Below are 8694 nucleotides of genomic sequence, written 5' to 3'. Positions count from 1 at the left end.
CGTCGGTGCCCTCCTCGCCCGGCGGCCGGTGGCGTACCTGGCCGCGCTCGTGGCGGCGATCGCGCTCGTGCTCATCGCGCTCGCCGCGCTGCGCGAGGCGCTCGCCCGCACGCTGCCCGCCGACCGGCGCGACGCCGCCACGGCCGCGCTTCCCTTCGTCGCGCTGCTCGGCGACGCTCCGGCGGCGCTCGTCGTTGGCGCGATCTCGCACCGGACCTCGCTCTGGTGGGCGATGCTGGTCGTCCCGGCCGCGCTCCTCGCCGGGGGCGTGCTCCTCGCGCAGGCGGCGGGGCAGCCGGGCAGCGACCTCGAGCGAGCCGGTCCGCGCTGATCGGGGCCCGATCACCGTCGGCATCGAGCCACGCGCCGTCGCTCAGGGCAGCAGCCGGTACACGTCGGCGAACCGCCCCTCCGCGAAGGCGCGGACGAGCTCGGGGTGGCCGCCGCGCCGCACGTCGTCGAGCAGCGCGTACTTGCGCGCGTGGTAGTGGGCCACCGCCTCCGCGAGGCGGACGCCGTCGCGACCCCCGCGGAAGAGCGCGCCGTGCACGAGGATCTCCTTCGCGGCGTGCACGACCTTCTGGATCGCGGGCGGCTTCGCGCGACGTCCCTCGGCGTGGAAGCGGATCGCCCACAGGAGCGCGTAGCGATCGACCTTCGAGCGCATCGCCTCCACGCTCGTCGCGAAGCGGTGCTCGACGTGCGCCTCGAGCCGCACCGTCGCCGCGGGCTGGAGCGCCTCGTGGACGATCATGCTCGGCTCCCAGCGCGCGAGGTCGCGCCGCACGAGCCGCACGTGCCGCTCGGTGCGGAAGAGGAAGCGGTGGCGCGGCAGCTCCGCCCAGTCGCGCCGGGCGAGCGTGTAGTGCGGCGCCGCCGGCGCGGACGCCTTCCAGGCGCGGAGCGCGGCGATGGCGGCCGGCTCGAGCCACTCGTCCGAGTCGAGGAAGAAGACGTAGTCGCAGGCGGGCAGCGCGCCCGTGGCCGCCTGGCGCGCGGCGCCGTAGCCCTCCCACCCGTGGACCACATGGCGGATGCCGCGGGCGCGCACGAGCTCCGCGGACCCATCCGACGAGCACGAGTCGACAGCGACGACGTCGTCCGCGACCGCCGCGATCGAGTCGAGGCAGCGCGCGAGCGTGTCCGCGTTGTTGCCATGGATGACGAAACCGCCGAGCCGCAAGGAGCCTCCGGAGCGGCGACGTTTACCCGGCGGGGGCGCCGCGGCGCAAGGGCGACGGCCGCGCCGCCCCGGCGGCGAGCGCGACTCCCAGAGCCGGCGCGAGCGGTCGTCCTTGCGAGCAGCGCAGGGCTGCCCTCAGGATGCGGCGCATGAGTCGGTCCGAGCGGATCTTCTGCGCCTGCGCGCCCGGGCTCGAGCCCGTCCTCGCGGCCGAGCTCGCGTCGCTGGGGCTCGCCGCGCGCGCCGTCCCGGGCGGCGCCGAGGCCGAGGGCGAGGACGCGGCGGCGCTCGCCTGCCTCGCGTCGCGCACGGCGGACGCGGTGCTCCTCCGGCTGTGGGAGGGCGACCCGGCGGAGCTGCCCGCCGCGAAGCGCACCTCGGCGCGGCGCGCGGGCGGCGCGGGGCTCGAGATCCGCACGGGGCGCGGGCGCGCGACGATCTCGGTGGACGCGGCCGGGGCGCCGCTCTTCCGCCGCGGCTGGCGCGCCCGCGTCGGCGCCGCCCCGCTGCGCGAGTCGCTCGCCGCGGGGATCCTCCTCGCCTGCGGATGGGAGGGCGACCGGCCGTTCCTCGACCCGATGTGCGGCTCGGGGACGATCGCGATCGAGGCGGCGCTCGTCGCCGGCCGCCGGGCGCCCGGCCTCGGCCGCTCCTTCGCCTTCGAGACCCTGCCCGGCCACGACCCCGCGCGCACCGGCCGGCTCCGCGCGCGCCTCGCCTCGCTGGCCCGGCCGATCACCGTCCCGATCCACGCCTCGGATCGGAACGCCGGCGCGCTCAGGCTCGCCCAGAAGAACGCCGCCGCGGCGGGCATCGCCGACGCGATCCGCTTCGAGCGCGCGGACGCGGCCCGTGTCGAGCCGCCGCCCGGGCCGGGGCTGTGCGCGGTGAACCCGCCCTACGGCGTGCGGCTCGACGAGGACACCGCGCTGGCGTGGCGCGCGCTCGGCGCGCTCGTCGCTCGGCTCCACGGCTGGGAGGTCGCGATCCTCGGGCCGGACCGCGGGTACGAGCGGCTCCTGCCGCTCGCCCCCGCGTCCGCGCTGCCCGTGCGCAACGGCGGGATCGCCTGCCGCCTCCTGCGCCTCTTCCCCTGACGGCGCCCCGCGGCGGGTGGATGCGGGCGCCGGACCCTCCAGGTCGCACGCGATCGAGTCGCCGTACGCTCGGCCGGGGCATCCAGACGAGGGTGCAGGCATCCGCAGCGCGCGGGACGCACATTGTTGCCGCATGTGGAGGCAGGTCGGCAGGCGCTTCGCCCGTTTGACGCAGGCCGTGCGCCGTGCCCGGCGCAGCGCCGGGATCGGCCTGCTCACGCCCCGGGTGAAGCGCAGCGGCCCGCCCAAGATCGACGTCTCGCGCGTGGGGCACCGCTTCGGGAACCAGGTGGTCGCGCTCCATGACGTGAACATCGAGGTGCACGCCGGCGAGTTCGTGTGCCTCCTCGGGCCGTCGGGCTGCGGGAAGACGACCCTGCTCTACGCGCTCGCCGGCCACCTCGAGCCGAGCGGCGGGCGCATCACCATCGACGGCCTGCGCGTGAAGGGGCCCGGGCCGGACCGCCTGCTCGTCTTCCAGGAGCCGGCGCTCTTCCCCTGGCTCAACGTCCGGCAGAACCTCGTCTTCCCGCTCCGGGCGCGCGGCCTCTCCCGCGCCGAGGCCGACGCGCGCGCCCGCGAGTACGTCGCCCGCGTCCACCTCGACGGCTTCGAGGAGACGCTCCCGCACCAGCTCTCGGGCGGCATGCGCATGCGCGTCCAGCTCGCGCGCGCGCTCGCGCTCGATCCGGCGGTGCTGCTCATGGACGAGCCGTTCGCCGCGCTCGACGCGCAGACGCGGGGCCACATGCACCAGCTCCTGCAGCAGGTCTGGACGCGGGACCGCAAGACGGTGGTGTTCGTGACGCACGACGTGCGGGAGGCGCTCGTGCTCGGCGACCGCGTGGTCGTGATGGCGGCGAGGCCCGGCCGCGTGCTGCAGGACCTCGACGTCCGGCTCGAGCGACCGCGCGACCCGGACGACGAGGCGCTCGTGGAGATGTCGCGCCGCATCCGGGACGAGCTGAGGCGCGCCGAGGCGGCGGGCGCGGCGGAGGGACAGGATGCACGGATCGCTGCGGACGGGGCTGCTCCTCTTGGTCCCGCTCCTAATCTGGGAGCTCCTCTCTAGGATCGGCCCCTGGCCGCACTGGCTCTTCCCCGGCCCGCTCGCCGTCGCCGCGAGCGTCGTCCACATGGCCGCGGACGGCAGGCTCGGGACGGCCGCGGGGCGCTCGCTCGCCAGGCTCGTGCAGGGGTACGCGCTCTCGGCGCTCGCCGGCGTGCCGCTCGGCGTCCTGCTCGCGCGGAGCACGCTCGTGCGCGACGCCCTCCGCCCCGTCGTGCTCGGCCTCCAGGCGCTCCCTTCCATCTGCTGGCTGCCGCTCGCGATCCTCTGGTTCGGCCTCTCCGAGACGTCCATCCTGTTCGTGGTCGTCATGGGCTCCGTGCTCGCCATCGCGATCGCGACGGAGGACGCCATCGCGGGCGTGGACCCGCTCATCCTCCGCGCCGCCGGCACGCTCGGGATCCGCGGCGCGCGCTTCCACGCTGGCGTGCTCCTGCCCGCCGCGCTCCCCGGGATCCTCACCGGCCTCAAGCTCGGCTGGAGCTTCGCATGGCGCGCGCTCATGGCGGGCGAGCTCCTCTTCGTCGCCGGCGGCCTCGGTCAGCTCCTGCAGAACGGCCGCGAGCTGCTCGACGCGGCACAGGTCATGGGCGTCATGGCCGCCATCGTCGCGATCGGCGTCGCCGTCGATCGCGTCCTCTTCCGCATCCTCGAGCTGCGCGTGCGGCGTCGCTGGGGGCTCGTCGAGGAGCCGGCATGAGGCCGCACCGCGGAGGGCTCTCGATGCGTAGCGCATCCGCCGTCGCCGCCGCAGCCGCGCTCGCGCTCGCCGCCGGCTGCTCCCGCGGGAAGGGGCCCGACGCGCCGTTCCGGCTCGGCTACTTCCCGAACGTCACGCACGCCCAGGCGCTCGTCGGCGTCGACGACGGCACCTTCGCGCGGGCGCTCTCGGGCCGGCTCGAGACCCGCATGTTCAACGCGGGACCGGGGGCGATGGAGGCGCTGCTCGCGGGCGATCTCGACGCGAGCTACGTGGGGCCGGGCCCTGCCGCGATCGCGTTCCTGCGCACGCAGGGGCAGGCGCTGCGCGTCGTCGCCGGCGCGGTGTCCGGCGGCGCGGCGCTCGTGGTGAAGGACGCGCGCACCCCCGGCGACCTCGCCGGAAAGCGCGTGGCCTCCCCGCAGCTCGGGAACACCCAGGACGTCGCCCTCCGCATGTGGCTCCGCCAGGTCGGCCTCCACGACGCGCGCGGCCAGGGGAAGGTGGAGGTGACGCCGCTCGCGAACCCGGACATCCTCGCGCTCTTCGCGCGCGGCGATCTCGCCGGCGCGTGGGTGCCGGAGCCCTGGGCGGCGCGACTCGTCGCCGAGGCGGGCGGGCGGATCCTGGTCGACGAGCGCACGCTCTGGCCCGACGGGCGCTTCCCCACCACGGTGCTCGTGGTCTCCGCGCGCGCGCTCGAGCGGCGCCGCGCGGACGTGCTCGCGCTCGTCCGCGCCCACCTCGAGCTCACGAGGCGCTGGGAGCAGGATCGAGACGGCTTCGCCCGGCTCGCGAACGCTGCCTACGGGAAGCGCACCGGCAAGCCGCTCCCCGATTCGGTCCTGCGAGACGCCTTCTCGCGCGTGACGCCGACGGTGGACCCGCTCCAGGCGCAGCTCGAGCACATGGCGCGCGACGCGCAAGCGCTGAGCTTCGCGCCCAAGGGCGAGCTCTCGGGTATGGTGGACGCGACCATGATCCAGGAGATCGCGCACCGATGAGGAACGGGCCCTCCGGGCGCCCCGCCCGCCGCGTTGCCCCGCTGCTCGCGCTCACCCTCGTGTCCATCCTCGGCGTCGGCTGCGCCGGCCGGCGCGCCGCCGGCCCGGCGCTCGGGGATCCTTCGAGTTCCGCGGAGCCCGATACCCTCCCGCCGGACGAGAGCCCGCCGGAGACGACCTGGCGCGCGCCGGAGTTCGGCGCGGACCCGGCAGCGGGGGCGGAGGCGTCGCCAGAGCCCGCCGCGGAGCCGGGCCCCGAGCCCGAGCTCGACGCGGTGCGCGCGCGCATCGTCGCCGCGGCGCGCGCGCTCCTCGGCAAACGCTTCCGCGGCGACTGCTCGGGGTTCGTGCTGCGCGCGTACCATGCGGCGGGAGTGGGGGTGCGGCTCGGGCCGGGCGTCTCGCGCTCCGAGTCGCTCTACCGCGCGAGCCAGCCCGTCGAGACGCCGCGCCCGGGCGCGCTCGTGTTCTTCCACGACAGCTACGACCGCGACCGCGACCGGCGGCTCGACGATCGTTTCACGCACGTCGCGCTCGTCGAGCGCGTCGAGGGCACGACGGTGTTCCTCCTTCACCGCGCCCGCAAGGGCGTCGAGCGCGCGCGCATGGACCTCTCGCACGCCGACGATCCCGCGCTGAACGACCGCCTCCGCGCCACACGCCGCGGCGATCCGCGCGGGACGCGCTACCTGACAGGCGAGCTCTTCACCGCTTTCGGGGAGTTGCTGGGAGGGGACGTCACCCAGATGTTGCAGGCGAGCCGCGGCGCCGAAACGGGCGCGCGGCACCCTGCGACGAGATGAGCCACGACCCCACCATCCCCGGCGGAACCTTCGAGATCGACGCGGGCGGCGGCGCCTCCATCGCCATCGACCCCTCCACGGCGACGGTCGTCATCAGGACCGGGCGCCTGGCCCGCATCCTGTCCCTCGACGAGGCGCTCCTCCTTTCGTTCCGCCGCTTCCACAGCCCGTGGCGAACGGCGGTCGCGCGAGCCCTCACGCACGCGGGCGACGCGAAGAGCTGGACGTTCGCCGGGCTCGCGCTGCTCGCCAGCGGGACCGCGCAGGGCAAGCACCTCGGCCTGCGCCTCGGCGCGGCCTCGCTGCTCGCGACCGCGCTCTCGCAGTCGCTGAAGCGCAGCCTCACGCGCGCGCGGCCGGACGTCTCGATCGCCGGGTTCGAGGCCCTCGCGCAGAACCCCGACCGCTTCTCGTTCCCGTCGGGCCACACGGCCGCCGCCTTCGGCGTCGCGGTCGCCTACGCCGGCGAGCCCTACGGCCTCGGCCCGCTGGCGCTGCTCCTCGCGGTGGGCATCGGGCTCTCGCGCGTCTACCTCGGCGCGCACTATCCCTTCGACGTCGGCGCCGGCGCGCTCCTCGGGGTGGCGGCCGGGCTCGCGGCTCGCCTCCTCGTCTCCTGAACCGGCGGGTGGGCGCGCGCGCTCGCCGCGCGATGCGCATCCGTTCGGACGGGAGGAATCCACATGCGGAAGCTCTCGATCGCGGCGGCGCTCCTCGCGCCGGCGCTGACCTTCGCCCAGGCGGGCTCGACCCCGGGCCAGACCGGCGCCGCGGGCTCCGGCGCAGGGGCCGGCTCAGCCGCCGGCGTGTCGCCCGGCCAGACCGGCGCGGGCGCGGGGACGGCGACCGGCTCGACGGCCGCGGGGACGACGTCGGGCGCGGCCGGCACGACCGGCGCCGCGGGCACGCAGCCGTGCCCGCCGGGCATGGTCCCCGCGACGAGCGCCGGGGTGCCCTCCACCGCCACGACCCCCGGCGACGGCGCCACCGCGGGAGCGGCCTCCAGCGCCTCGCAGGGGACTGGCTCGGCCGGCACGAGCTCGGGGACCGGGACGGGCGGGAGCGCCATCGGGACCACCTGCGTCCCCGCGGGCACGACCGGGACGAGCGGAGCGGCGACCGGGACCGGGACGGGCGCAGCCGGGACGACGGGCGGGACCGGCGCGGGAACGGACGCGACCCAGGCGCCCGGCGCGGGCGGGACGTCCGGGATGGCGCCGCCCGCAGGCGGCGCGACGGAGGGCTCGGGATCCGGCGCGGCCGGCGCGGTGGGCGGCGCCTCGACGCCCGCCACGCGGCAGCCCTGAAGCAGGCGCGCTCCCCGGCTCGAGACGGCCTCTACGGGCCGGGGGGTCCGGACGGCGCGCGGCTCCGCGGGTGACGCACGTCGGTGCCACGGACCATGTAGACCACCATCTCGGCGAGGTTCGTCGCGTGGTCGCCGAAGCGCTCGAGGTGCTTCGCGGCGAACATGAGGGAGGTCGCGCGCCGGATGTTGCGCGAGTCCTCCATCATCATCGCGAGCAGGTCGTTGAAGATCTTGAGGTAGAGCGCGTCGAGGTGCGCGTCGGAGCGCATCACGTCCTCGGCCTTCGCGACGTCACCCGTCACGAACGCGTCGAGCGCGTGCTTGAGCTGCGCCTCGGACATCTCCGCGAGGCGGGAGAGGTCGTGCAGCGGGGCGATCGGCGCCGTCTTGTTGAGGTCGAGGGCCCGCTCGGCGACGTTCACGGCGAGGTCGCCCATCCGCTCGAGGTCGGTCACGATCTTGAGCGCGGTGGTGATGAAGCGGAGATCGCTCGCCGCAGGCTGCCGGAGCGCGAGGACCCGGCGGCAGGCGCCGTCGATCGCGACCTCCATCCGGTTGATCTCGCGATCCCCCTCCTTCACCTGCTCGGCGAGCGCGGAGTCCCGCTCGGTGATGCTGCGCACGCTCGCCGAGATCGCCCGCTCGACGAGGCCGCCCATCTCGAGCAGCCGGTCGCGCAGGTCCCGGAGCTCGGCCTCGTACGTCTTGTCGGTGTGGGTCGTCACCATGATCTGCCCTCGCGATCGGAGCCTAGCCGAACTTCCCGGTGACGTAATCCTCGGTCCGCTGCTGGCGCGGCGTCGTGAAGATCTGCTCGGTGGGGCCGACCTCCACGAGCTCGCCCATGTAGAAGAAGGCGGTCTGGTCGGACACGCGCGCCGCCTGCTGCATGTTGTGCGTCACGATGGCGATCGTGTAGCGCACCTTCAGCTCGTGGATGAGGTCCTCGATCTTGGCCGTGGCGATGGGGTCGAGCGCGCTCGCCGGCTCGTCCATGAGCAGCACCTCCGGCTCGACCGCGAGCGCCCGGGCGATGCAGAGCCGCTGCTGCTGCCCGCCGGAGAGCCCCATCGCGCTCTCCGCGAGCCGGTCCTTCACCTCGTCCCACAGCGCCGCCGAGCGCAGCGAGCGCTCGATGCGCTCCCCGAGCTCCCGCCGGTCGGAGAGGCCCCCGATGCGCAGGCCGTAGGCGACGTTCTCGAAGATCGACTTCGGGAACGGGTTCGACTTCTGGAAGACCATGCCGACGCGGCGGCGCAGCTCCACCGCGTCGAGGTGGCCCGCGTAGATGCTCCGGCCGTCGAGGAGGATCTCGCCCGAGGCGCTCGAGCCGGGGATGAGGTCGTTCATCCGGTTGAGCGCGCGCAGGAAGGTGGACTTGCCGCAGCCGGAGGGGCCGATGAGCGCGGTCACCTGGCGGTCGGGGAGCGTGAGGCTCACGTCCTTCACGGCGGCCTTCGCGCCGTAGCGGATCTCGAGCCTGCGGGTCTCCATCTTCGCGGCGGAGGCGGCGGGGTGCGGGATGCTCG

At 75.6% G+C, this 8694-nt stretch carries 11 protein-coding genes; 8 read left to right on the top strand and 3 right to left on the bottom strand.

Features of this window, described 5'->3' with window-relative positions; translation table 11 throughout:
• Positions 1-331, top strand: a 331-nt coding sequence (locus MNY62_RS20155) for a hypothetical protein (protein ID WP_242346150.1), incomplete at its 5' end; no start/stop codon positions are given.
• Between the two features lie 42 nt (positions 332-373).
• Here MNY62_RS20155 and MNY62_RS20150 read toward each other — a convergent pair.
• Positions 374-1183, bottom strand: coding sequence for a glycosyltransferase family 2 protein (locus MNY62_RS20150; RefSeq protein WP_242346149.1), 810 nt, complete (start codon positions 1181-1183; stop codon positions 374-376).
• 149 nt (positions 1184-1332) lie between these two features.
• Here MNY62_RS20150 and MNY62_RS20145 point away from each other — a divergent pair, with 149 nt between their 5' ends.
• The 7 genes from MNY62_RS20145 to MNY62_RS20115 all read left to right on the top strand — a co-directional run bounded on the left by MNY62_RS20145 (position 1333) and on the right by MNY62_RS20115 (position 7163).
• A complete protein-coding gene (locus MNY62_RS20145; RefSeq protein ID WP_242346148.1) occupies positions 1333-2280 on the top strand; it encodes a THUMP domain-containing class I SAM-dependent RNA methyltransferase in 948 nt (315 codons plus the stop codon).
• A 133-nt stretch (positions 2281-2413) separates the two neighbouring features.
• Positions 2414-3352, top strand: coding sequence for an ABC transporter ATP-binding protein (locus MNY62_RS20140; protein ID WP_332842391.1), 939 nt, complete (start codon positions 2414-2416; stop codon positions 3350-3352).
• A complete protein-coding gene (locus tag MNY62_RS20135; protein WP_242346146.1) occupies positions 3285-4049 on the top strand; it encodes an ABC transporter permease in 765 nt (254 codons plus the stop codon). Before MNY62_RS20140 ends, MNY62_RS20135 begins: the two co-directional genes overlap by 68 nt.
• 23 nt (positions 4050-4072) lie before the next feature.
• Positions 4073-5053 (top strand): ABC transporter substrate-binding protein, encoded by a 981-nt coding sequence (locus MNY62_RS20130; RefSeq protein WP_242346145.1) that lies wholly within the window; start codon positions 4073-4075, stop codon positions 5051-5053.
• Positions 5050-5856, top strand: a complete 807-nt coding sequence (locus tag MNY62_RS20125; protein WP_242346144.1) for a hypothetical protein — start codon at positions 5050-5052, stop codon at positions 5854-5856. Before MNY62_RS20130 ends, MNY62_RS20125 begins: the two co-directional genes overlap by 4 nt.
• Positions 5853-6476, top strand: a complete 624-nt coding sequence (locus MNY62_RS20120) for a phosphatase PAP2 family protein (RefSeq protein WP_242346143.1) — start codon at positions 5853-5855, stop codon at positions 6474-6476. Before MNY62_RS20125 ends, MNY62_RS20120 begins: the two co-directional genes overlap by 4 nt.
• A 63-nt stretch (positions 6477-6539) precedes the next feature.
• Positions 6540-7163 (top strand): hypothetical protein, encoded by a 624-nt coding sequence (locus MNY62_RS20115; RefSeq protein WP_242346142.1) that lies wholly within the window; start codon positions 6540-6542, stop codon positions 7161-7163.
• A 31-nt stretch (positions 7164-7194) separates the two neighbouring features.
• Here MNY62_RS20115 and phoU read toward each other — a convergent pair whose 3' ends face one another.
• Together phoU and pstB are read right to left on the bottom strand one after the other, a co-directional pair.
• Complete coding sequence (phoU, locus tag MNY62_RS20110; RefSeq protein WP_242346141.1) at positions 7195-7893, bottom strand: phosphate signaling complex protein PhoU; 699 nt, start codon at positions 7891-7893, stop codon at positions 7195-7197.
• Between the two features lie 22 nt (positions 7894-7915).
• Entirely contained in the window at positions 7916-8659 is a 744-nt protein-coding gene (pstB, locus tag MNY62_RS20105; protein WP_242346151.1) for a phosphate ABC transporter ATP-binding protein PstB, read from the bottom strand.
• Positions 8660-8694: the final 35 nt, after the last annotated feature.

Source organism: Anaeromyxobacter terrae (assembly GCF_022690685.1).
Taxonomy (GTDB): Bacteria; Myxococcota; Myxococcia; order Myxococcales; family Anaeromyxobacteraceae; genus Anaeromyxobacter; species Anaeromyxobacter terrae.
The sequence above is the reverse complement of the archived record's forward strand: the minus strand, read 5'-3'. Positions and strand labels throughout refer to the sequence as shown.

Bases quoted from the DNA above. Each gene is read 5' to 3' on its own strand.
- MNY62_RS20135 (WP_242346146.1), top strand. From the start codon at position 3,285: ATGCACGGATCGCTGCGGACGGGGCTGCTCCTCTTGGTCCCGCTCCTA.
- phoU (WP_242346141.1), bottom strand. From the start codon at position 7,893: ATGGTGACGACCCACACCGACAAGACGTACGAGGCCGAGCTCCGGGAC.
- pstB (WP_242346151.1), bottom strand. From the start codon at position 8,659: ATGGAGACCCGCAGGCTCGAGATCCGCTACGGCGCGAAGGCCGCCGTG.
- MNY62_RS20125 (WP_242346144.1), top strand. From the start codon at position 5,050: ATGAGGAACGGGCCCTCCGGGCGCCCCGCCCGCCGCGTTGCCCCGCTG.
- MNY62_RS20120 (WP_242346143.1), top strand. From the start codon at position 5,853: ATGAGCCACGACCCCACCATCCCCGGCGGAACCTTCGAGATCGACGCG.
- MNY62_RS20115 (WP_242346142.1), top strand. From the start codon at position 6,540: ATGCGGAAGCTCTCGATCGCGGCGGCGCTCCTCGCGCCGGCGCTGACC.
- MNY62_RS20130 (WP_242346145.1), top strand. From the start codon at position 4,073: ATGCGTAGCGCATCCGCCGTCGCCGCCGCAGCCGCGCTCGCGCTCGCC.
- MNY62_RS20140 (WP_332842391.1), top strand. From the start codon at position 2,414: ATGTGGAGGCAGGTCGGCAGGCGCTTCGCCCGTTTGACGCAGGCCGTG.
- MNY62_RS20145 (WP_242346148.1), top strand. From the start codon at position 1,333: ATGAGTCGGTCCGAGCGGATCTTCTGCGCCTGCGCGCCCGGGCTCGAG.